General features: G+C 46.1%; 14 protein-coding genes and 1 pseudogene. 9 read left to right on the top strand and 6 right to left on the bottom strand.

What is annotated here, in order from left to right:
- Window positions 1-116: 116 nt before the first annotated feature.
- Complete coding sequence (locus tag MJO46_RS01205) at window positions 117-1,388, bottom strand: sugar MFS transporter (RefSeq protein WP_253987756.1); 1,272 nt, start codon at window positions 1,386-1,388, stop codon at window positions 117-119.
- Between the two features lie 142 nt (window positions 1,389-1,530).
- Window positions 1,531-3,153: an alpha-glucosidase gene (locus MJO46_RS01200; protein WP_253987755.1), complete on the bottom strand. Its 1,623-nt coding sequence runs from the start codon at window positions 3,151-3,153 to the stop codon at window positions 1,531-1,533.
- 497 nt (window positions 3,154-3,650) lie between these two features.
- Between MJO46_RS01200 and MJO46_RS01195 the strand changes: the two genes are divergently transcribed.
- The 9 genes and pseudogenes from MJO46_RS01195 (at window position 3,651) to MJO46_RS01155 (ending at window position 14,847) form a co-directional block, all read left to right on the top strand.
- A complete protein-coding gene (locus tag MJO46_RS01195) occupies window positions 3,651-6,470 on the top strand; it encodes a TonB-dependent receptor (RefSeq protein ID WP_253987754.1) in 2,820 nt (939 codons plus the stop codon).
- Window positions 6,471-6,590: 120 nt separating this feature from the next.
- Window positions 6,591-8,558 carry a glycoside hydrolase family 13 protein gene (locus tag MJO46_RS01190; protein ID WP_253987753.1) on the top strand — a complete coding sequence of 656 codons (1,968 nt, stop codon included), beginning with the start codon at window positions 6,591-6,593 and terminating at the stop codon, window positions 8,556-8,558.
- A gap of 63 nt (window positions 8,559-8,621) precedes the next feature.
- A complete protein-coding gene (locus tag MJO46_RS01185; protein ID WP_253987752.1) occupies window positions 8,622-10,748 on the top strand; it encodes an alpha-amylase family protein in 2,127 nt (708 codons plus the stop codon).
- Window positions 10,749-10,813: 65 nt separating this feature from the next.
- Complete coding sequence (locus MJO46_RS01180; RefSeq protein ID WP_253987751.1) at window positions 10,814-11,197, top strand: VOC family protein; 384 nt, start codon at window positions 10,814-10,816, stop codon at window positions 11,195-11,197.
- A 198-nt stretch (window positions 11,198-11,395) separates the two neighbouring features.
- On the top strand, window positions 11,396-11,605 hold the full coding sequence (locus MJO46_RS01175) for a hypothetical protein (RefSeq protein WP_253987750.1): 210 nt from the start codon (window positions 11,396-11,398) through the stop codon (window positions 11,603-11,605).
- Window positions 11,606-11,716: 111 nt separating this feature from the next.
- A complete protein-coding gene (locus MJO46_RS01170) occupies window positions 11,717-11,893 on the top strand; it encodes a hypothetical protein (protein WP_253987749.1) in 177 nt (58 codons plus the stop codon).
- Window positions 11,894-12,220: 327 nt separating this feature from the next.
- Complete coding sequence (locus tag MJO46_RS01165; protein WP_253987748.1) at window positions 12,221-13,111, top strand: site-specific integrase; 891 nt, start codon at window positions 12,221-12,223, stop codon at window positions 13,109-13,111.
- The gene (locus MJO46_RS01160; protein ID WP_253987747.1) at window positions 13,108-14,193 is read left to right on the top strand and encodes an IS91 family transposase; all 1,086 of its coding nucleotides are present in this window, start codon (window positions 13,108-13,110) and stop codon (window positions 14,191-14,193) included. The genes MJO46_RS01165 and MJO46_RS01160 overlap by 4 nt, the downstream gene beginning before the upstream one ends.
- Window positions 14,194-14,654: 461 nt before the next feature.
- Window positions 14,655-14,847 (top strand): annotated as a pseudogene (locus tag MJO46_RS01155) (hypothetical protein).
- Between the two features lie 75 nt (window positions 14,848-14,922).
- Here the strand turns inward: MJO46_RS01155 and MJO46_RS01150 are convergent.
- The 4 genes from MJO46_RS01150 to MJO46_RS01135 all read right to left on the bottom strand — a co-directional run bounded on the left by MJO46_RS01150 (window position 14,923) and on the right by MJO46_RS01135 (window position 24,163).
- Window positions 14,923-15,456, bottom strand: coding sequence for a cell division protein ZapC (locus MJO46_RS01150; RefSeq protein WP_253987746.1), 534 nt, complete (start codon window positions 15,454-15,456; stop codon window positions 14,923-14,925).
- A 200-nt stretch (window positions 15,457-15,656) separates the two neighbouring features.
- Window positions 15,657-16,676 carry a quinone-dependent dihydroorotate dehydrogenase gene (gene pyrD / locus MJO46_RS01145; RefSeq protein WP_253987745.1) on the bottom strand — a complete coding sequence of 340 codons (1,020 nt, stop codon included), beginning with the start codon at window positions 16,674-16,676 and terminating at the stop codon, window positions 15,657-15,659.
- A 62-nt stretch (window positions 16,677-16,738) separates the two neighbouring features.
- Window positions 16,739-21,583, bottom strand: a complete 4,845-nt coding sequence (locus MJO46_RS01140; RefSeq protein ID WP_253987744.1) for an NAD-glutamate dehydrogenase — start codon at window positions 21,581-21,583, stop codon at window positions 16,739-16,741.
- A 264-nt stretch (window positions 21,584-21,847) separates the two neighbouring features.
- The gene (locus MJO46_RS01135; RefSeq protein WP_253987743.1) at window positions 21,848-24,163 is read right to left on the bottom strand and encodes an RND family transporter; all 2,316 of its coding nucleotides are present in this window, start codon (window positions 24,161-24,163) and stop codon (window positions 21,848-21,850) included.
- Window positions 24,164-24,182 lie beyond the last annotated feature (19 nt).

Below are 24,182 nucleotides of genomic sequence, written 5' to 3'. Positions count from 1 at the left end.
GGAGGATCATAGGAGGTCAAGCCCCAATACGCAAGCATACTGGCGCCTCGTTCAGGATAAAGCCATAAAAAAAGCGATCCTATGGATCGCTTTGTAGTTCAACAAGCAATGATGGCTTACATTTTTGAGCCTTTGGCGCCATAGAACAAGATAAAACCATAGCAAATCACAGGTAAAATAAAGGCCAGTTGAATACCCAAATTGTCGGCCAGCACACCTTGGAGTAATGGCACTATCGCACCGCCAACTATGGCCAAACATAAAATACCGCTACCCTGTGACGTATGGGGCCCTAAATCCCGCAGTGCGAGACTAAAGATGGTTGGGAACATAATAGAGTTAAATAAGCCAACCCCCAAAATCGCCCACATTGCCACACTGCCACTGGTGGCCATAGCAATAACGACAAGTAACGCCGCCATTAGCGCATTAAAAGCGAGCACGGTTCCCGCGGGAATTTTTTGCATCACAGCCGAGCCAATAAACCGCCCTACCATAGCACCGCCCCAATAATAGGCAATATAATGAGCAGCTTGTTCCTCTGGCATAGCGGCAATATGCGACTCACCTAGGAAGTTAACTAGGAAACTGCCGATCGACACTTCCGCCCCGACATAAACGAAAATACCTACGGCACCCAGTACAAGGTGCGTACTCTGCAGTGCGCTTGTCTTGCCTAAGTGAGTCTGAGTCTCCCCCAGCGCACCCTCGGTATGTTCACGAATAGTGGGTAAATTTAACTTAGCAAAAATGATGGCTAAAACTGCTAACGCCGCAGAGAGCAGCAAATAAGGTAATTTCACCACTTCCGCTTCAGCATTGGCTTGGGCTAAATCCGCCGAAACCGATGCCGCAACGGATAAAATCAATATTGACCCAAAGAATGGCGCAACCGTCGTCCCCAAAGCGTTAAATGCTTGGGTTAAATTCAAACGACTCGAAGCGGTCTCGCTGCTCCCCAGCGCATTAACATAGGGGTTCGCCGCCACTTGGAGTATGGTGATCCCAGATGCGAGCACAAATAAAGCCGCAAGGAATAAACCGTAAGTCGCCAGTGTGGCCGCGGGATAAAACAGCGCACAGCCTATACTGGCAATCACTAAACCAGTGACAATTCCCTTCTGATAACCCAGTTTTTTCACTAAATTCCCCGCAGGGATAGACACCAGAAAATAAGCGCCGAAGAAGCAAAACTGGATCAACATCGCCTGGGTATAGTTCAATGAAAATACCGCTTTAAGATGCGGGATCAGGATATCGTTTAAACAGGTGATAAAACCCCACATAAAAAACAGTGAAGTCAATGACACGAGTGCGAAACGATAGTTACCGTTTCCGGCATCGCTCACGCTGCTCGTGGGGCTACTAGTGTTAATTGATGACGCCATAATAGTACTCTCTATAATGTTTTTATTATCTATGGGGATAAATCGGCACTGCTTCCCATGCCCCTAGGGCGTTTGTCGTACAAGGATAGGAGGTAAAGATCCCGTATCTACACCACCCCACCCAAATTAAGCTGAAGCTTTTTTACTTTAAAACAGCGTAATAGCTGGCGAATGCTGCAAACTTCAACATTTCTCCGGCTAATTGCGCGGTTTTCAACCCGTGACCCGTGAGTGCTTGTTGTATCTCGAGCCCCGCCAGACTGAACGAAGTATCTGCATCCATAAGGTTAAAGCAGACCAACACGCGCTGTTGTCCTAAGCTACGCACAAAAACCAATAACGGCTCGGGTGCATCGATAAATTGAATATCCCCCTCGATAAGCACAGGCTGGGATTTACGCCACGCAAGGAAGCGACGATAACCATTGAGCGCGGAATCTGGATTGGCTTCTTGCACATCTACGGCGAATTCTCGGTGGGCTGCGGCCACGGGCAACCAAGGCGATACCTGGCTAAAGCCACCGAAATCTTCATGCTGTTGCCAAGGCATAGGGGTACGGCAACCATCTCGCCCCTTAAACATTGGCCAAAAGGTTTTGCCGAAGGGGTCCTGCAGCTCATGGTATTCTATGGGCGCTTCGGTTAATCCCAGCTCTTCACCTTGGTAGCTACACACACTGCCACGCAGGGAACTGAGCATCGCATTGAGCATTTTGACGCAATCCGAATCGGGGATACCCTGCCCCCAACGGCTCGCCACCCGCTGCACATCATGGTTACCTATTGCCCAGCAGGGCCAACCATCGCCGATACTGGCCTCTAATGCTTCAACCGTTTGGCGAATATAAGCGGCGCTATAATCCTCGGTTAACAGCTCAAAGCTGTAGGCCATATGCAAACGATCTTCGCCCTTAGTGTAGGCGGCCATCACGGCGAGCGAGTCTTCGGCGGACACTTCACCTAAGGTAACGGCACCGGGATAGCGGTTGATAAGCTTGCGCAGATCTTCAATAAACTGAATAGTTTGTGGTCGGTCATTATTGTAATAATGATATTGATAGGCGTAGGGATTATCTTCACTGAAGCCTCGGCCCTGACGTTTATCCTTAGGCTTGGCGGGATTATCCCTGAGTTGTTCATCGTGGTAACAGAAGGTAATCGCATCTAAACGGAAGCCATCGACGCCCTTTTTCAACCAGAACTCGACATTATCGAGCACAGCTTGGCGTACCTGCGGATTATGGAAATTAATGTCGGGTTGGCTACGTAAAAAATTATGCAGATAATACTGTTGGCGGCGCGGCTCCCACTCCCAGGCACAACCACCAAAAATCGCGAGCCAGTTGTTCGGTGCAGTGCCGTCCTCCTTAGGTTCGGCCCATACATACCAATCTGCCTTGGGATTGCTCCGGCTTTCTCTACTCTCGATAAACCAAGCATGCTGATCTGAAGTATGACTTAACACTTGATCGATAATGACCTTAATGCCAAGACCATGGGCTTTTTCAATCAGTTCATCAAAATCCTGCATCGAACCGAAGAGCGGATCCACTTCGCGGTAATCACTGATATCGTAACCAAAGTCCGCCATCGGCGATTTAAAGAAAGGCGAAATCCAAATGGCATCGACATTCAGGCTAGCAATGTAATCTAACTTAGTAATAATACCGCGCAAATCGCCGACACCATCGCCATTGGTATCCAAAAGGCTGCGTGGGTAGATTTGATAGATCACGGCTCCACGCCACCAAGTTAACTCACTCATTGTTGCCCCTTTATCATTATTCTTCAGCGAGCTAACCCAGAAAGACTCATATCAACAGTTACGGCATTGTTACTGTAGAGTAAAGACGCTGCGACTTTATTTTGTGACACCGAGCATACGTGAAGAGGGAAATAAGGTTCAATACACCTGCATACGTATGCAATGCCGAGCACCAAAAAGCCCACAAAACCAATATAAATTTAGTTTATAATTAACAATGATTTATGTGATAAATTTTTCTATTACCCCAGCGCATTTATTGCCCTAAAGCGGCCGTTTGCGGAGTCGAAGGCGGATTGAATACGTATGCACAATATTGTGACAGCGAGAAACTCGGGAGTAGTATCTTCACCGTTGCATAACAATTTGGTCATAAACGCAGCACTTATGCAGTCAATTAAGCGCCGAGATACCAAAAAAGGCCGCATAGATAACGCGGTGATAACGATAAAACGCTCTATAAAAGCGATAAAAGCGACTTCAAGGGGAAGAAAGATATGATGCGATTTAAACCCAGTTTGCTGACCTTAGCGCTCGTCGCTGCAGGTGCTAGCATGCACTCCTACGCCGCAGATGCTGTGGCAGATAAAGAGGCTAAGGCAAAAGAAGCTGAAATTGAAGTAATTGAAGTTAAAGGCTTTAGAACCAGTGTTATCAAATCGCTCAATGATAAACGATTTGGTGATACTGTCTCGGAATCTATCTCAGCCGATGATCTTGGTGCACTACCCGATCAATCCATCGCCGATGCTCTAACGCGCTTACCCGGTGTGACTGCGGTGAGAACCGGCGGTCAAGCCAGTGGCCTGAATATTCGTGGCCTAGATGGTGATTTTGTATTCGCAACACTCAATGGACATGAACAAGTCACAACGGGTGGCAAACGCGCCATTGAGTTTGATCAATACCCATCTGAATTAATTAGCCAAGCTGCCGTCTATAAAACACCAAAAGCATCACTCATTGAAGGTGGCGTTGCTGGTACTGTGGAATTAAAAACTGCAGACCCTCTTAAAAGTGATAAAGACCAATCATTTAACATCAATGCCCGCGGTAGTTTCAATGACAGAGCCGATGAAATTTCCGACGCCGAGCAATATGGCAATCGCCTAAGTTTTGCTTATCAAGGTAAGTTCCTTGAAGACACGCTTGGGGTCGCTCTCGGCTATGCGCACTTGTACCAACCTTATGTTGCTAGCCAATTCATCGGCTTACGTTTCAATGATGATAAAAAAGATGTCAACGGTGATGGCACTACAGAATCAATAAGTGAAGGTTTTGAACTGCAGCAAAAAGGGGGGGATGATACCCGTGATGGCTACATGGCTGCGATCCATTGGCAGCCTGTCGATAGTCTGAGCGTCAAGGGCGATCTTTTCCACTCTAAATTTACCTCTGAAAACTTTGCCCGTGGTTTCCGTGTTAAGTCATTAAAGAATGGCACTATTAGTGATGCGGTTGTCGAAAATGGTTCTATGACTGGCGGAACAGTATCGACCGATGGTAATGATAACTTTGCTGTTTTCGTTATCAACGATAACGACTCTAAGTATTCCGAACTCACATCGGGTTCAGTCAATGTCGAGTGGAATAATGGCGGTGCATTAACCGTCGCTGCCGATGTTAGCTATTCAAAAGCCGATGGTGAATTTGTTAACGGTGGTACGCGTGCCGTCTTATATGATGATATTGGTAATGAAGTTCGTTCGGCCGAATCTGTTAATTATCAACTCAATGGTTTAAGTCCTGCGGATGTCAGTTTTTCAAACGACTATACAGATACGGCAACTTTGGGCCTAAAAGAAGTGGGTATGTGGCCATATGATCAACAAAATGATCTTGTCGCCTATAAATTAGACTTTAACTATGTTTTAGACTCTAGCTTTATTTCTTCAGTTGATTTTGGCGTACGTTACTCCGAGCGTGAATTTAATGCCCAACGTTCACAGGCGGGTTATGGTTTTGAATTTGGTAAAAACCCAGATAATCAACCTGTTCTAGCCATGAATGGTGATATGACAAATGTCGTCGATTTTGGTGGAGAGCTCTCTAGTTACCCTAGTTTCCTTGCGATTGACTTCGATAAAGCGCTTGAACTTGTTAACGCACAATTGGCAGCTACAGGCCAATCTCCCTTTACCCCAACGGCAAACTGGGCTAACAACTGGACAATGATCCAAAGTGGTTCGGTGAATGAAGACGTACTAGCGGGTTATGTTCAAGGTAATCTTGATTTTGACTTAGGCGATATTAAAGTCACAGGTAACCTGGGTGTGCGTGTTGTTCACACAGACCAAAGCAGTAAAGGTCTACAACAAGTTGGCTATGGTCTAGGCGAAGCGATTACCGATGAGCTCGGAGTGATCAGTACCGATTATATTCGTAACGAAATTGGTAAAACCTATACTGACTATCTGCCATCACTCAACTTGACTTTCCACCTGACTGAAAATGATCAACTGCGTTTTGCTGCAGCATCAGTGATGTCACGTCCGCCTATCGATAAATTAAAATCAGGAATGGGTTCTTGGTATGATGACTCAGCAACCCCTGGATATAAAAAGTACAATGCGTGGGGTAACACCAGCCCGCTATTAGATCCTTTCTATGCGGATCAATATGACTTGTCCTACGAGCACTACTTTGAAGAATCTGAAGGTGCGGTTGTTGTAGCCTTGTTCTACAAAGATATTAAATCTTTCATCAACAACTTCACAATCCAACCTTATGACTTTGAAGGTAATGGATTTATTGTTCCCGATACTATTGTCGATAATGGCGTAGAATTCCCTGTTGTAAAGGATGAAGGTCAATATCAAACTGCGATCAACAACGACAATGGCGGTTATATTCGTGGTATCGAATTGGGTTATACCCAAGTGTTTGATTTCCTTCCATCACCATTGAGTGGCCTTGGTTTTACTGGTAGTTACTCCTATTCAGACAGTGAAGTGGAATTTACTACCGACTTAAGTGGATCAAACTTAACCATTCCATTGCCAGGTCTATCAGAAGATGTATTGAATACAACCTTATTTTATACATTGGACGGATTCGATACCCGCGTGAGCATGAGATATCGCAGTGGTTATGTATCTGAGCAAGTTGCAGTTGAGTCACAACTCGCCTTCTTCGATGCTGAAACAATTGTGGATTATCAAGCATCATATGCACTGGAAAATGGGCTTAAGTTTTTATTCCAAATTAATAACTTAACCGATGAGCCAAGCAAAACCTATTTTGGTGAAGAGCACCAAACAGGCACTATTCAATACTTCGGTAGACAGTATTTCCTAGGTTTTAGTTATTCTCTGTAAGTCATTATGAATAAAGCCTGCTTCAATTTAGAAGCAGGCTTTTGCTTATTTAGATTTCAGCTATTTTAAAATTCATCATGCCAGCGAATTTTACATACCTATCTTTAAAAGGCTTACATTATGATCCGTCAATATTGGCTAATAGCGCTTTACTTCTGCTTGGTTTACTCTTCATTTAACACGGCCTATGCAAACACCTTAGCGCCGAATATATCATCGAATGTAAAACTTGAACCCGCTTTCTGGTGGGCGGAGATGCAAAATCCTGAGTTGCAATTGATGCTCTATAGCCGCGATTTACCAAGCTCACCCCAGCAGCTTAAGGTGGATATCGAAGGGAAAGGTATTACGCTAAAAAGCCTTGAACACACTGATAATCCTCACTATCTCTTTATCAATTTAGATCTGAGCCAAGCTGAGCCACAAACCTTTGAGTTGCTGATTTCCAATACCCAATCCGGCGCAACAAATCCAAAACCTCTCTATCGCCTACCCTATACATTACAAACGCGGGCTAAGGGTAGCCGTGAACGCCAAGGATTTAGCAATAAGGATGTGATTTACCTTATCACCCCAGATAGATTCGCCAACGGCAACCCAAGCAATGATAATCAAGCGGATATGCTGGAGCGCATCGCGCCCGATAACGCCGATGGCCGCCATGGTGGTGATATTGCAGGGATAAGCCAGCAGTTAGACTATCTGGCAAAACTTGGAGTGACTCAGTTATGGATAAACCCGCTGCTTGAGAATAATCAGGCGCAATATTCCTACCACGGTTACTCGATTACCGATCTATACCGTGTCGATCCCCGCTTTGGGAGCAACGAGGATTATCAAGCCCTCGTCGCTAAGGCCAAAAAACTTGGCATTGGCGTCATTAAAGACGTAGTCGTGAACCATATTGGCTCAAACCATTGGTGGCTTAAGGATTTACCCAGTAAAGATTGGTTAAACAATCCTGCAATTGAGAATATGCCCCGCTATACCAGCCATAGGCGCACCACAGTGCAAGATCCCTATGGCGCCGCGCAGGATAAGGCCGACTTTGTCGACGGCTGGTTTACCGACACTATGCCGGATCTGAATCAAGGTAATCCCAAACTTGCCACCTATCTTATCCAAAACAGTATTTGGTGGGCGGAGTACGCAGGGCTGTCGGGGATCCGCGAAGATACTTATTCCTACGCCGACAAAGACTTTTTGGCAAAATGGTCTAAGGCCGTGATGGAGGAATACCCGAATTTTAATATTGTCGGCGAGGAATGGACTGCCAACCCTATTACCGTATCCTACTGGCAGAAGGGAAAAATCAATACCGATGGCTATACCTCAGATTTACCCAGTTTGATGGATTTTCCGCTGTATGAAAAATTGATTGCCAGCCTCAATGAACCAGAGGGCTGGGACACAGGTTTTATTAAACTTTACGAGATGTTAGCCAACGATGTAGTGTATGCCGAACCCAGTAAGCTAGTGTTATTTGAAGGTAATCACGATACCAATCGAATTTTCAGTTTAGTGAAAGAAAATATCGACTTATACCAAATGGCACTCACCTATGTGCTGACCGCTAAACGTATTCCACAACTGTTTTACGGCACCGAAGTGTTGATGACTAGTCCGACAGAAGGCCGTCACGATGGTGTGGTGCGTAGCGACTTCCCCGGCGGATTTGCCAATAGCAAAGTCAATGGTTTTAGCGGCCAAGGGTTAACCCATACACAGTTACAGGCACAGGAGTTTGTCCGTACCCTACTCAACTACCGCAAACACTCCCCTGCGCTACAAACCGGTGATTTACTGCATTTTGTGCCGCAGGATGGCGTATATGTGCAATTTAGGTGCCTTACGAATAACGTCGCCCCAACAAAACAGCATGCCTGTAACCAAGCGGATGCGGATAAAGTGATGGTGATCTACCACAAAAATGACCAACCACAGCCGCTGGATTTAGCCCGCTTTAACAGCGTACTCGGTAACAGCGTTTCGGCAAAATCAGTACTTACGGGGGATAAGATCATGCTTAATCAACCGCTTAAGCTGCCCCATGCCGGAGTAATACTGCTCGAGATCCAAAACCAATAGTGAATGATTAACTGGGTTGCCAAACGATTGTTTGGCAACCATTGAGTACCAAAGGAATCCACATTGAATTTTCCATTAGCGCCAATCACTCAATGCCGTGCTTATCGTTGGCAACAAGGGTTAACCCTACTGGTTTTAGCGGGTTTTGCCGCCTGTAGCTTTGCAAGCAATACCTCAGTCGCCCAGGATGCCGCTCAAGCGATGTCCGCAAAGCACAACCCATCCCATAGTAATACAGCAAAGGCAAATGAGAGTGCCGAGCAAACAGCCAACAGCTTTAAACCTGTGGTTTATCAAATTTTTACCCGTCTCTATGGCAATAAGAATCCAACCAATAAACCATGGGGTACCATTAGCGAAAACGGTGTTGGAAAATTTAATGATATTGATGACACTGCGCTCAAAAGTATCAAAGGCTTAGGTGTTACCCATGTTTGGTATACGGGTGTGCCCCACCACGCCTTAATTGGGGATTACAGCGCGATTGGTGTGAGCAGCGACGATCCCGATGTGGTTAAAGGCCGCGCGGGCTCGCCCTATGCGGTAAAGGATTACTACAACGTCAATCCCGATTTGGCCGTGGATCCAGCAAAACGTTTGCAGGAGTTTCAAGCGCTGATTAAGCGTACCCATCAGCAAGGGTTAAAGGTGATTATCGATATAGTACCCAACCATGTGGCGCGCAATTATCACTCCATCACTAAACCCGAAGGCGTGCGCGACTTTGGCGAAGACGATAATCAAACCCTTGAATATACAAAGCATAATAACTTTTACTATGTGATAGATAACCATCAGTCTCAAGAGCATCAGCCTCGTGGCTTTGAGGTGCCAGACTTACCTGAAAACCTAAAACCCTTAGGTGGCGAGCCTCATCCCTTAAGCGATGGCCAATTTAAGGAACTCCCCGCGAAATGGACAGGCAATGGCTCACGCCTCGCTAAACCCGATATTAATGATTGGTATGAGACAGTTAAAATCAATTACGGTGTGCGTCCCGATGGCACACAGGATTTTCCGAGTCTGCCGCCAAGCTATGCCAAACGCGACGCTGAGCAGCACTATGCTTTTTGGCAGCAACGAACGAGTGAATTACCCAACTCTTGGATTAAGTTCAATCAAATTGCTCAATATTGGCTGGCTTTAGGGGTAGATGGTTTTCGCTACGATATGGCCGAAATGGTGCCCGTTGAGTTTTGGAGCTATCTCAATAGCCAGATAAAACACACACATCCCGAAGCCTTTATTCTGGCGGAAGTCTATAACCCTAAGCTGTACCGCGATTATATTCAGCTTGGCAAAATGGATTATCTGTACGATAAGGTCGATCTTTACGACACCCTTAAAGCTGTTATGGCGGGGCAAGAAAGCACCGCACAAATCGCCTTAGACCAAGCCAAAGTGCAAGATATCGACTCCCATATGCTGCACTTTTTAGAAAACCATGATGAGCAACGTATTGGTAACGCTGCCTTTCTTGGCAGTTTGATGGGAAATGCCTCAACTGGCGCCGTCGATCCCCGTTACGCTCTACCTGCCATGGTGGTGTCGGCCACCCTAAGTACTTCGCCGACGCTGATTTATTTTGGCCAAGAAGTGGGCGAAGCCGCTAGCCAAGATCTCGGTTTTGGCCGAGCCTCCCGTAGCAGTATCTTTGATTATGCGGGTGTCCCCGCCCATCAACGCTGGATGAATGAAGGCAAGTTTGATGGCGGCCAATCAACGGCGCAGGAAAAATCCCTGCGGGCGTACTATCAAAAACTGCTTAACTTAAGCACGGGCCGAACGGCGCCGGCACTTTTAGGCCAGTACTACTCGCTCGATGCCGCGAATCGTAGCCCTACTGAACCCGCAACGGGTTATGATGACTCAACCTTCGCCTTTGTCCGCTTTGAGGCAAATACTGCCGATAAATCGAGCCAAAAGCTGATTATTGTCAGTAACTTTAGCCAAACCGATACAAAGCCATTATCCCTCAAGCTGCCAAAGCAACTTATCGCTCAATGGCAGTTAACGGATGGGGCCTATCCGCTGAAGGATTTGCTTGAAGATCATGCGGCGCAGTTGGTCATTAAACAAGGTGAAGGGCAAGTTCAACTGCAACTCGCGCCGCTGTCTTCGGTCATATTCGAGCTAAAAGTGCAATCGACCGATAGCGTCACACTAAGCTGTGACGCTATCTTTTTTTAACCGTGATACGCTCAAACCCATTTAAAAAGCATGTCAAAGCCATTTAAAAACTATAGAGGGAAGCGATGTTACTCGGCATTCACCATGCAGCGATTATTTGCAGTGACTATGAAAAATCCAAATATTTTTATGTGACTATTCTTGGCCTTAGCGTGCTTGCAGAGCATTACCGCGAGGAACGCCGCTCATACAAACTCGATTTGCAACTGCCCGATAGGAGCCAAATTGAGTTATTTTCCTTCGACAATCCACCCAAACGACCAAGCTATCCCGAAGCCTGCGGCCTTAGGCATCTCGCCTTTCGCGTTGATTGCATCGAATCAGCCATAGCACGCCTTAATGCCCATCATATCGCTGTCGAACCCGTCCGCATTGATGAATACACAGGTAAAAAATTCAGCTTTTTTAGCGATCCCGACGGCTTACCCTTAGAGTTATATGAGCTATAGCGTGAATCCTCACTGTATAAAAACAGCGCATTAATGCCGCGAGTAAAATGAATAAAGCTTAATTACGCTGAGGGATAGTTAGCATTAGACTCAACCAAGCGACACTGCCGTTTAACCAATAGTTTAAGCAATCGATTGACCCATTTGACGCTGCGATAAGGTCAAAGCCTACCTAGGCTAACCATTGAGGAACTCAAAGTGTTTGATAATCCAGCATTATTACTATGGAGTTTTGTCTTTAGCCTCTTTGGTCTTGGTTTTTTCACCTACGGCAAACGCCAAGCCGCTCCCATCCCTCTGGCCGTTGGCCTCACCCTGATGATTTACCCTTATTTTGTCAGCAATCTAGCGTTACTTATCGCTATAGGTATAGCCCTTATCGCACTCCCCTATTTTATAAGGATATGATTTGGGGATTTTTAGAAATTTTTGCGAACAGTAGCCCGCAAAAACATAACCAAACTAATACAACAGGCAAACTAATAGTATTAATTATTAAAAGCTTACAGATGGCAGTTATTGACAACGTTTGGCAAGCCATGGCATTTGCTCATCGACACGCAGCGAGTCCATCCTTGGATGCTCGACCGTCCGTCTGATGTGAATGGATTCACGAATGCCGCGATGGCATGGATGCCAAAAAGTGGCCATGGGGCGGACGGTCGTCTCGCTAATCACCATGGCTCACCTGTTTAGCATCGGAGTAATCTGTAGTTTTTTAAGAAGATACGAGTCAGCTTTGGGACAATTCCGAGTTAAAATTTAGGTCGAATTTAAATTTCTATAGATAACGTCCGCCTAAAACCTAAGAACTGGCAACGCACTACAACTATACTCAACACAACAACTGCAATCACCGTGGCTCATTGAGACAGGAAACGCTACGCGTTGACAGTCCCTCTTGAGGCGTTTGTTGAACGAAGCCGCTTTGCGGCAGGAACAAGATAAAACCATCCTTTTGCCCCTCATCCTAAATACTTGCTAGACGCGACCTGCTTCGGTCGCAAACCTAGGAGTATCATCATGGACATTCACGAACAACAACGCTTTGATTTACTTTATGAACAACATCTTACCAACTTAACCTTGCAAGGCAAGCGGCCTGCAACCATTGATGCCTATAGCCGAGCTATACGCCGTATTGCGGCATATTTTGACTGCTGCCCCGATACCCTGACCTCCGATGATTTAAAGCGCTATTTTGCCGACTTAATTGCCTCACATTCATGGAGCACCGTCAAACTCGACCGCAACGGCTTGCAGTTTTTCTACTTTCACGTCCTCAATAAATCTTGGCAGTGGCTTAATATTGTTAAGCCTCCACAGGTGAAACACCTGCCCGATATCCTGACGCCCTGCGAAGTCGCGATAGTTATCAGCCTCACGCGTCAACTGCGTTATCAGGTTTGTTTCTTAACCCTGTACAGCATGGGATTGCGCCTTGGTGAAGCGATTTCATTGCAGGTCGGGGATATTGATGCAGGACTCATGCAGGTGCATATCCGTGATGCTAAAGGTGGCAAGGATAGACTGGTGCCTTTACCTCAACGCACCTTGTTAGCCTTACGCTATTATTGGCGCACCCACCGTCATCCTCGTTGGCTATTTCCGGGTAAAGATAATCAACCTGATTCACTCATGGACAGAGGCGGGCTCCAAAAAGCCATGAAGCAAGTCATTTCCGAGTGCAACATTCATAAAGCCATCAGTCCGCACAGTCTACGCCACAGTTATGCCACCCATTTACTGGAGCAAGGACTCGATTTGCGCTCAGTGCAAACACTGCTTGGCCATCACAGCCTGAATACCACCGCCCGTTACACGCGGCTCACTGATATCACCCGTAAAAATACCTGTGAGGCAATTAACCAACTGACCAACGACTTGGCCTTGAGGTGGGAGTGTGGGTTATGAGCCAGTTTATCAATATTTTACGCCAACATCTGGCGGATTTTCGGCGGCGTTATGCCCATCAAATCACCCCAGAAATACATGCTGCTATCCATGCCATGCTCAGCTGTCGTTGCAACACGGCGAGGGTTAGCTGCTGGGGTTGTCAAACCTGCGAGCAACAGCTTGAGTTTCCGCTCTCTTGCGGTCATCGCAGTTGCCCACAGTGTCAACACGGCACCACATGTGACTGGCTGAGTAAACAACAAGCTAAGTTATTACCGGTGAATTATTTTATGGTGACCTTTACCTTGCCGTTTGAATTAAGAGCCATAGCGAAATCGCAACCCGAGCCGTTCTATCACGCCATGTTTACCGTGGCAGCGAGTGTACTCAAAGACTTTGCCGCACGCTCCCCTAAGCTCAGTGGTGACATCGGCTTCACCGGCGTACTGCATACTCACAGTCGACGCAGAGACTACCATCCACATCTGCACTTCATTATCCCAGCAGGGAGCTACCACTCAGGCAAGCGGCAATGGCGTAAGTGTCAAACCCATTACTTATTTAACGCCTTTAATCTTGCCAAGGTGTGGCGAGCACGTTTACTGGCTTATCTGAGTGACACGCTTCAACTCACCCTACCACATCAATCCCAGTCGAAATGGGTGGTCGATTGTCAGTTCGTAGGTAAAGGCGAACCTGCACTGCAATATCTATCGCGCTACCTTTATCGGGGCGTTTTACCCGACAGCAGTATTTGTCGTCATGTCGATAATCAGGTGAGTTTTAGCTATCAAGACAGTCAGAGCCGCTGCCAACAAGTACGCAGCTTGCCCGCGGTCGAATTTCTGTGGTTGATATTACAACATGTGTTACCCAAAGGATTACGGCGAGTACGAGACTATGGCTTACTGCAAGGCAATGCCAAAAAGCTACGGCAACAAATCCAACTGATGTTGGCTGTCGCAGGAGCCACTTTCCCCGCATTACCAGAGGTCAAACGTGCCTTAGCCGTGCGCTATTGCCCTTGTTGCCATCAAGCTATGCATTTTATGAGCGTTCATATGCGTCATCGACCGACAGGCGCTAACATCACCGCTTAAAGCGAGAAGTATAAGAATAACGGGTCAATCACTCTGAATGAGGACTAGATAACGGTTTGATGAACAAGCGATAAAAATATTAGCTCGTTCGCTAAGGGCGGGTCATATCTGCACAAAAGTTTCTTTGAAAATAAGACCTTCGCCAGCACAAATTCTCAATCAGCTATTTGCATAATAAAGTGCCAACAACCAGCATCGGGCTTGTTCAACACTTGGGATAAGGTCGCGGCTATGCGCGGCCTATCCTTATTTGTTATGTTTTGGGCTTAATAAAGTTCTTTGTTGCCGCTGCAGAATACTTATCTAACTTATCAATTGTGGACATTATAGAAAGACCGGACACCCATAACTTTTTTGCTTTTAGCGCTACACAGACAACACTAAAAATCAAAGCAACCACAGTTAAATCTAATCTTTAATCTTTTGCATCTACAGACTACGCAAATTCTGAAAGGTGCGCCATGGTGGTTGGCGAGACGACCGTCCGCCCCATGGCCGCTCTTTGGCGTCCATGCCATCGCGGCATTCGTGAATCCTTTCACATCAGATGGGGCGGTCGAGCATCCAAGGATGGACTCGCTGCGAGTCGACGAGTTAATACCATGGCAATCCAGACTGCGCAGTGATTTTAATACTAAAAGCAGGGCCAAATAGAGAAAACTAAGACTCACGAATTATCGGTAAATGGTTAATATCAAAAAACCAATGATGACTATTGCTGCAACCACATTATGCCGCAACCACATGGCGCTGTGCACGTAGTGGGTGTAAGCGGTTATGCATCACTTTAATGGTTTCAAACTGCACCATGGTTTTAGCACCGGATAAAACACATTCGGGCGATAATAACATCACTAAGGCCGATTGCAGGGTATTTTCAACCACAAGCACGAGTGCCCTTTGCTTTTGGCATTTAAGCTCAAATACTTTACCCACATCGCTATAAACACAGACATCGCTGGTATCAAAAAACCAAGATTTTGGCATTTGTGGTGTCAGCATAAAATGGGCTGCGGTGGCATTGAGGGCAATTTGCACAATGGCGGCATCGGTTAAAGAGAGGGTTTTAGGCAACTTTTCGAGTAGGCTCATATAGAATTTGGCGTGCGCGATATTAAATTCCATCCTCGATAAGGCATCAGGAATTAATGATTTTGCTTTATAAGCCGTCAGAAATTCTATCTCGGAACCTAACGATACGCCTAATACACCATACGAATCGTTATATTTCCATTGCCAATCCTTTTGCGGCATTAATAACATAACGTTTACCCAGTATTTGAACACTGGGACATAATAGTAGATATTTTATTCAATATCAAAATAAAAATAATAAAATACAAATTATTTAACAACAGCTTAGTAGATCTATTCCTTGATCTTAACTGCGATCTAAAGATCGTTTTAGATCGCAGTTATTTAAAAAGATCTTATTTTAGATCTCTATATTGATCTTAAGATCATTATTTTAATCGGTAGGCTTCTACAATTTCTTTAATTAACTTTGGACCTTGATAAATAAAACCAGAATAAATCTGTACCATAGTGGCACCCGCATCAAATTTGGCCAAGGCATCCTCGGCACTATTAATACCGCCTACGCCGATGATCGGGATCTGTCCTTTCAAGCATGTCGCTAACTGCTTGATCACTTTCGTCGACAGCTCAGTCAAAGGTTTACCGCTTAAGCCGCCGCTTTCATTGGCATTCGCAAGACCACTAACACCATCACGGGTTAAGGTGGTATTGGTCGCAATTGCGCCATCAAATTTGTTTTTAATCAGAGCCTGAGCAATATTCTCAATTTCTTCACTGGTTAAATCTGGTGCAATTTTAAGCGCTATAGGCACATACTTTTTATGCTTTTCAGCAAGCTCAAGTTGCTTGGTTTTAATGGCGCTTAATAATTCATCTAATAGATCGCCATATTGCAGCGATCGCAATCCTGGGGTATTGGGTGATGAAATATTCACCGCAATATACGCCGCATGGGGATAAACTTTATCCATGCAGATCAAATAATCGTCCTTACCTTGCTCTACTGGCGTGTCTTTATTTTTACCAATATTGACGCCGACCATTATATTCGTCTTCTTGGCGAGCAGGTTTTTAACTAAATTATCGACACCTTTGTTATTAAAACCCATGCGATTGATAATGCCTTTGGCGGGTTTTAATCTAAATAAGCGGGGCAAATCATTACCGGGTTGTGGCCTTGGGGTAACAGTGCCCACTTCGACATGGCCAAATCCCATCGCATGAAAGGCATCAATCGATTCGCCATCCTTGTCCATACCCGCCGCTAAGCCAACAGGATTTGGAAAGGTCAGCCCCATAAAGTTTACGGGGGCGGGGGCAATCGTTTGTCCATACAGGCAGGTTAATGGACTATTGGCAGTCATTTTTAAACTGCCTATAGCAAGATTGTGAGCTCGCTCAGGATCCATCTGAAACATGACTTTCTGTGCGATTTTATAAAACATGTACTTTCCTCGACCTAAAAAAAGCCCCGGCGATCGCCAGGGCTTCTGATTATTATAAAAGTTTACTTTTGGCCTTCGCAGTGAAGGATCAGAAGATTAAGTTCACGTAGGGCGACAGAGAACTTAGCAAACTCATGGCTTTGCGACGTTTTGAAGTCAGCTAGCATGTGGAACCATCTTTCCAATAAGCCTTGATTGATCTCAATCCACTGAGAAATCACGCTTTCGGCATCACAGGATTCACTGCAGGTTCTTAGCACCACTGAACTTAATGCACGTTGTTGCCAATCTAACTCTTCTCTAAAGGCGGCACGGGCCAGTGCTTGCCAATGGTTCGCCACAGGTTGAGCGCTGATCTGTTCTAAGAACCAGTGCAGCTCAACGCGGGCGCCGAGTTTGAAGTAAGTTTCGGCAACTAATGCCACTGTCTTACCTTCTGCTTGGGCAATTTGTGCTATGTCTAAGGCTGAGAACAAGGTACTCATATTAGCCACAACGGTCGCAACATCCTGCGGTACATTCTCTCTGATCAAGGCATTGATCTCAGATTGGATACCTTTAGCTTCATCTTCTACCAGATATAAATGAACATTCGCTTTTATCTGTTCAAATACAGGTTTGAAGAAGGCAACCGTCTGCTCGATGCTCCAAGTGCGGTTACGGTGACGCAGGAACCAGCGACAAGCACGACGCATATTGCGGCGTAACTGGTGCAACATCTCACCTTGAACCACAGCAGGTACGATACCGTTTAAGTCAGTGATCGATTTAGTTAATTCAGCTAAACCAAATACTTCGCGAGCCATAGTGTAACAAATCGCCGCATCGGCAACTGAGGCACCAGTCTCATCTTGCATACGTTGAACGAAGTTCAGCCCCATGTCGTTAACGAGTTCATTGGCGAGTGAGGTCGCAATGATTTCGCCGCGCAGTGGGTGAGTCGCCATTCTGTCACTGTATTTTTCCTGAAGTTTTTTCGGGAAATAGGCGATGAGCAATTGGCTTAATAGCGTATCTTCAGTGATTTCTGGCGTCACTAACTGCTCTTTCAGCACCATCTTCGCGTAGGCAACCAGCACAGATAGCTCAGGGCGTGTTAACGCGCGACCACTGGCTAAGCGCTCGGCCAGTTCTTCCTCAGAGGGTAAAAACTCTAACGCTCTGTCTAACTTGCCTTCTTTTTCCAGATACTGGATAAAGCGGATCTGCTCTTTTAACTGCTCAGCACCGCGTACTTGGGTGACAGAGATAGTACGAGTTTGATCTTTACAGTCTTGCAGTACGATTTGGCCAACTTCTTCGGTCATTTCTTCCAGTAAACGGTTACGCTGCTTAAGCGTCAGTTCACCTTCAGTCACCATAGCGTTCAGCAAAATCTTGATGTTCACTTCGTTGTCTGAACAGTCCACACCACCCACGTTATCCACGAAGTCAGTGTTGATACGACCGCCGTTAGATGCATATTCGATACGACCTAACTGAGTACAACCTAAGTTACCGCCCTCGCCGACTATCTTAGCGCGCAGTTCGCCGCCGTTAACCCGCAGCGCATCATTAGCGCGATCGCCAACTTCAGCGTGGGTTTCACGGGATGACTTAACATAAGTACCGATACCGCCGTTCCAGATCAGATCCACTGGCATTTTCAGCAGTTCTTTCATCAGCTCAGTTGGGGTCATAGAGGTTTTCTCTGTGGCCAACATTTGCTTCATTTCTGCCGATAGCGGGATTGATTTAGATGAACGCAGGAAAACCCCACCGCCCTTAGAAATCAACTTGCTGTTGTAATCTTCCCAGCTTGAACGTGGCAGTGCGAATAAACGCGCCCGTTCATCATAACTTAATGCCGTATCTGGATTTGGATCGATAAAGATATGCATATGGTTAAAGGCTGCAATCAGTTTAGTGTGCTTAGACAACAACATACCGTTACCGAATACGTCGCCCGCCATGTCACCTATACCTAAACAGGTAAAGTCTGTGGTTTGACAATCGATACCCACTTCGCGGAAGTGACGTTTAACCGACTCCCAACCACCTCTAGCGGTGATGCCCATTTTCTTATGGTCATAACCGTTACTGCCGCCCGATGCAAATGCATCACCCAGCCAGAAACGGTATTCAAGGGAAATCGAGTTCGCGATATCGGAGAATGTCGCTGTACCTTTATCGGCCGCAACCACTAAATAGGGGTCATCTTCATCGTGACGCACCACATCCACTGGATGGACGATTTCACCGTTCAAAATGTTATCGGTAATATCGAGCAAGGCGCGGATAAAGATACGGTAGCATTCTTGACCTTCGGTGAAGAAAGCTTCACGGCCGCCTTCGGTCGGCAATTGTTTACAAACGAAACCACCTTTGGCACCCACTGGCACGATTACGGTGTTTTTCACTTGCTGGGCTTTTACCAGACCTAATACTTCGGTACGGAAGTCTTCACGGCGATCCGACCAACGCAGACCACCACGGGCCACTTTACCGTAACGTAAATGCACACCTTCAACCCGTGGCGAATAAACGAAGATTTCGAATTTCGGCAATGGGCGTGGCATTTCAGGGATCAGCGAAGGCATGAATTTAAACGAGATATAACTCTTAGATTCGCCTTTGGCATCCAGCTGATAGAAGTTGGTACGCAGCGTCGCGTTAATCAGGTCTAAATAACGACGAATAATACGGTCATCATCTAGGCTCGATACTTCGTCTAAACGTAAATTGATCTGCTCCATAAACTTGCCCAGCGTACGGGTCTTGAGTTTTGGATTGAACTTACGGATAAACATCTTCACCAACAAATCGGCGATTTGTGGGTAACGACCGAAGGTTTCTTCGATATAGGCTTGGCTGAAGGTCGCATCGATTTGACGCATGTACTTAGCGTAAGCACGCAGTACAGACACTTCACGGCCAGTTAAACCAGAGGCCAGAATGATGCGGTTAAAGCCGTCATCCTCTAATTTCTTTTGCCACACTTGGGAAAGTGCAGTTTGGAATCTGTCTTGGCTATCGGCGATGTTGTCAGTGTTGACCACTTTAACTGTCATCAAGAAGTCTAAGATCCAGAAGGTTGAACCATCGGTTGTTGTGACTTCATAGGGGCGCTCGTTGATCACCCGCAGACCAAAGTTTTCTAACATTGGCAGTACGTCAGAAAGATGAATTGGCTCATCTTTATGGAATAGCTTTAAACGCACTTTGTTGTCGTTCAGCGCCGCTTCCTGCGGTTGATAGAACAACATGCCGAGCTTGTGTTCATCGTCCAGCGCTTCGAGCTGTTGCATATCAACAACGGCTGAGCTTGGTAGTACGTCTTCTTTATAACTTTGTTCAAAGGCGTTAGCGTAACGCTTCATCAGATGAGTACCGGCTTCTTCGCCTAGGGCGTTGTTTAGCGCAGTATTTAACTTATCTTCCCAAGAACGTGCCGCTTCTATTAAATTATTTTCTATGGCAGCCACATCTACATCCATATTATTGTTATCAACTTTGACTATGTAGTGAGTACGGGCCAGGGTCGACTCGGAGAAATACGTCGTAAACTCTACATCTTCTTTGCTGTTAAAATGCTGGGCCAGAATACGTTGGGTATCTTGGCGAAGTTTAGTGTTGTAACGATCCTTAGAAACATACACTAAACAGGATAAGAAACGGCCAAAGCCATCTTTGCGAACAAAGAGTTTTAGCTTGTCCCTGTCTTGCATCTCGAGCACACCGTGGGCCGTGTGGGCTAAATCGTCCACATTGGCTTGGATTAGCTCATCGCGCGGTAAATTCTCAAGAATGTTTAGCAGAGCTTTATAGTCATGGGAACGTGGCGTTAAGCCTGAACGATCTAACACACGCTGCACTTTTTCGTTCAGCAGTGGGATCTCACGTGGGCTGCGGTTATACACGTTTGACGCATACAAACCGATAAATCTGTCTTCACCCACCACATTGCCTTTCTTATCGAAACGCTTGATGCCGATATAATCGACATAGGCAGGACGGTGAACGCGGCTCTTAGCACTGCTCTTAGTCAGGATCAGTAAGCTGTGATCTAGGGCTTCTTTACGGGCACTGTCGGAGAAGCTAGATAACAACAACCCTTGCTCTGGTTGTGTTTTGTGGTGCTTGTTCATCAAACCTAAACTAGAGGCAAGATTAGGCACTAGCTCGACATCGCCTTCAACACGTTTTAGATCGTATTGACGGTATCCCAGTAAGGTAAAATGATGATTATTCAAGTAAGTTAAGAAGTTAATCGCTTCTTCTAACTCTTGCTTTTCACCGGGGAACGGACGCTTTGGCAAATCTTTAATGGTTTCGCTCAATTTAGCGGACATGGCTTCCCAGTCATTGACTGAGGCGGCAACATCGGCGAGCACGGATTGAATTTCGCGCTCCAGAGCTTTGATATCCACTGTGCTGCTTTGACGGTCAATTTCAATTAAGAAAACCGCCACTTGCTCAGTACTGTCTGGGCTCTGGTTCAGATAAGTCACCTTAGTAACTTCTGCTGCAGAACGTTCGATCGCCAGTGGTGTATGCAACATCATATGAGCAGTAATACCCATACGATTCAGTGCCATACCAACTGAATCTACCAGGAATGGCATGTCAGGTTGGATGACTTCGATGATCGAATGGGTCGATTGCCAGCCGTGTTTTGACTGACTTGGGTTAAATACTCTTAGGTGAGTTTGACCCTTAGGGGTCTTATTTAAGGCGTTCCATAAACTGAGAACGGCACCGTACAAATCGCTATCGTTACGCGCATTGAGGTCGTCTTTCGACATGTGGGCGTAAAGGCAGGTCGCGAACTGTTCAACTTGCTTGGCTTGTGAATTAGGGACTTTAGCGTGAATTAAACTGACTACATTTTCAAGTAGTACTGAAGGCATTGCATCTTTCAAGGCCATGTTGCTGTTTCCTTAAGCGTCTATGGCAGCGCTTTTTTTCATTATTTGGATGCTTCGGCTTAACGATCGCAGAATATTAGTGTGATCTAGATCGTCGCGCGAAGTTTATTACTAAATCCTCTGTATTTCGAGGAAAATTTTAGTGGTACATCCTCTGTAAATCCAGCAACAGCGTAAAGATGGCGCAACACGTGAGCAAAAAATCAAAAAATTAGCTTTTATATGCAAAACAAATGGGGAGTGATTACTCCCCATTAAGCTTATTTACTTAGCCTTAGGCCAAAATACCGCTGCCAGCGCAGGCAGGATAATTATGGCACCGAGCATATTTACCACAAACATAAAGGTGAGCAGGATCCCCATGTCCATTTGGAACTTGAGCGCCGAGAAAAACCAAGTGCTCACACCAATGGCTAAGGTTAAGCCAGTGAAAATCACCGCACTGCCCCGTTCGACTAAAGCCTCATAGTAAGCCTGTTGCACTGGCATACCGTTAGAGAGCTTAGAAGACATGGTCGACAGGATATAAATACCATAGTCCACACCAATACCCACACCGAGAGCAATCACAGGTAAAGTACTGACAGCTAAGCCAATATCAAGCAGAGTCATCAAGGCTTGTGCCAGAGTCGAGACCACATACAGGGGGATAATCACCGCCACTGTGGCTTTAAAGGATTTAAAGCTGATTAAACACAGCACAAATACTGCGCCATAGACATAGATCATCATAGGCAACTGCGCTTCTGCCACCGCCTCATTGGTCGCGGCCATTACGCCCACAGGGCCCGATGCCAGTTTGAACTGCAGCTTATCGTTATCCATTTGCGCGGCAACAGCTTTGACCTTAGTCACCACAGTTTCAATGGTTTCTGCCTTATGGTCCTTCATAAACAGATACACAGGCATCACAGAACAATCGCCATTTAACAAGCCTGATGTCGTTGGGATCTGGCCAATCGCCTGCACTAAACTCGCGGTAGTACGGGGTAACACCTCCCATCTTGGATTGCCTTCGTTAAAGCCCGCATTCACTTTTTTAGCCACCGAAGCGAGGCTCACCGTCGATTCAATCCCTGGGGTATTACGCACTCGCCATTCAAACTCATCAATCTGAGTCAGTACATCGTGGTAAGTACAGGCTTCTGGACTCGCTTCCACAATCACAGTCATCACATCGGTAGTGATAGAAAAGTGGTCCGTAATAAAGAAGGTGTCTAAGTTATAGCGGGAATCTTGGTGTAATGCGGGCGCGCCGCCCTGCAAGTCACCGATCTTCATCTGGTTGGCCTGTTGCAGCCCCACAAAATATAAGGCAATGGTCGCCACAATCACTACCAGAGCGTATTTAGGTGTCGCAAACTTGGCCAGAAAACGCCAAATGGCCTCGACGCGGACTTCTTCAGCCGTCGGCTTATCCGATGAAACCACGTTCAGTTCTGTATAGGAAATCACTAAGGGTAAGAGGACCAGGTTAGTGAAAATAATGACTCCAACGCCGAGGGATGCCGATATCGCTAACTCGCGAATAATACCGATATCGATAGCTAACAGAGTAATAAAACCCACGGTATCAGAGAGTAATGCCACGCCGCCTGGCACTAATAGACTACGAAAAGCCGAAGCCGCCGCCGCTTTAGTGGTTTGTCCGTCCATCACACGGCGCCTTACCGCGTTGATAATTTGTACCCCGTGGCTCACCCCAATGGCGAACACTAAAAAAGGCACCAAAATCGACATGGGATCGAGACCAAAACCAATCACAGTCAATAAGCCGAGCTGCCATACCACGGCAATTAAGCTACACACTAAAGGTAAAACGGTCAGAATGACTGATTTAGAGAAGAGGTACACCATAGCCGCGGTGATCAAAATAGCGATCACGAAAAATAACAACACGCCCTTAGCGCCATCGGCCACATCGCCCGCCATCTTAGCGAAACCTATGATGTGAATTTTAACCTTGTCAGTTTCGTACTTGCCCCTAAGCTCTTTTTCCAATTGAGCCGCAAAGGCAATCGTATCTAAGGGTTTACCCGTCTGAGGATCGAAGTCCATCAACTGGGCAGAGACCATAGCCGCACTGTAATCATTGGCGATTAAGCGCCCGACAATCCCCGCTTTCTCGATGTTATCCCGAACCGTATCCAACCCAGTTTGAGTGGTTGAAAAATCGGCGGGGATCACAGGCCCCCCGGCGAAACCATCTTCTACCACCTCAGTAAAACGTGTCGAAGGCGAAAAGAGCGATTTCACCTGTGAGCGTTCTACGCCGGGAATAAAAAACAGCTGATCATGGACATTTTTTAAGGTATCAAAATAGTTGGCATTAAAAATATTGCCGCTGGTGTCCTCAACCGCCACCATAATGCTGTTCGCGCCACCAAAATCCTTTTGATGCTTGAGGTAGGTTTGCATATAACTATGATTAAGCGGAATATTTTTAATAAAAGCCGCATCCATTTTAAGCTGACTGGCTTGATAGCCCAAAAAAAATGTCAGCAGCACAAAAATGCTCACGACCCATGCACGATTGCGGAATAAAAATGACTCAAATCCGTTGACCAGTTTTTCTAACATCTTCTCGGCCCTGTTATTG

Origin of the sequence: Shewanella sp. KJ2020, assembly GCF_024197625.1 — a bacterium.
GTDB lineage: Bacteria > Pseudomonadota > Gammaproteobacteria > Enterobacterales > Shewanellaceae > Shewanella.
Note: the sequence above shows the minus strand (reverse complement) of the source record. Positions and strands in the feature narration are given on the sequence as shown.

Excerpts from the sequence above, each read along its gene's own strand:
- MJO46_RS01205 (WP_253987756.1), bottom strand. The coding sequence starts at position 1,388 with ATGGCGTCATCAATTAACACTAGTAGCCCCACGAGCAGCGTGAGCGAT.
- MJO46_RS01200 (WP_253987755.1), bottom strand. The coding sequence starts at position 3,153 with ATGAGTGAGTTAACTTGGTGGCGTGGAGCCGTGATCTATCAAATCTAC.
- MJO46_RS01195 (WP_253987754.1), top strand. The coding sequence starts at position 3,651 with ATGATGCGATTTAAACCCAGTTTGCTGACCTTAGCGCTCGTCGCTGCA.
- MJO46_RS01190 (WP_253987753.1), top strand. The coding sequence starts at position 6,591 with ATGATCCGTCAATATTGGCTAATAGCGCTTTACTTCTGCTTGGTTTAC.
- MJO46_RS01180 (WP_253987751.1), top strand. The coding sequence starts at position 10,814 with ATGTTACTCGGCATTCACCATGCAGCGATTATTTGCAGTGACTATGAA.
- MJO46_RS01165 (WP_253987748.1), top strand. The coding sequence starts at position 12,221 with ATGGACATTCACGAACAACAACGCTTTGATTTACTTTATGAACAACAT.
- MJO46_RS01160 (WP_253987747.1), top strand. The coding sequence starts at position 13,108 with ATGAGCCAGTTTATCAATATTTTACGCCAACATCTGGCGGATTTTCGG.
- MJO46_RS01150 (WP_253987746.1), bottom strand. The coding sequence starts at position 15,456 with ATGTTATTAATGCCGCAAAAGGATTGGCAATGGAAATATAACGATTCG.
- pyrD (WP_253987745.1), bottom strand. The coding sequence starts at position 16,676 with ATGTTTTATAAAATCGCACAGAAAGTCATGTTTCAGATGGATCCTGAG.
- MJO46_RS01140 (WP_253987744.1), bottom strand. The coding sequence starts at position 21,583 with ATGGCCTTGAAAGATGCAATGCCTTCAGTACTACTTGAAAATGTAGTC.
- MJO46_RS01135 (WP_253987743.1), bottom strand. The coding sequence starts at position 24,163 with ATGTTAGAAAAACTGGTCAACGGATTTGAGTCATTTTTATTCCGCAAT.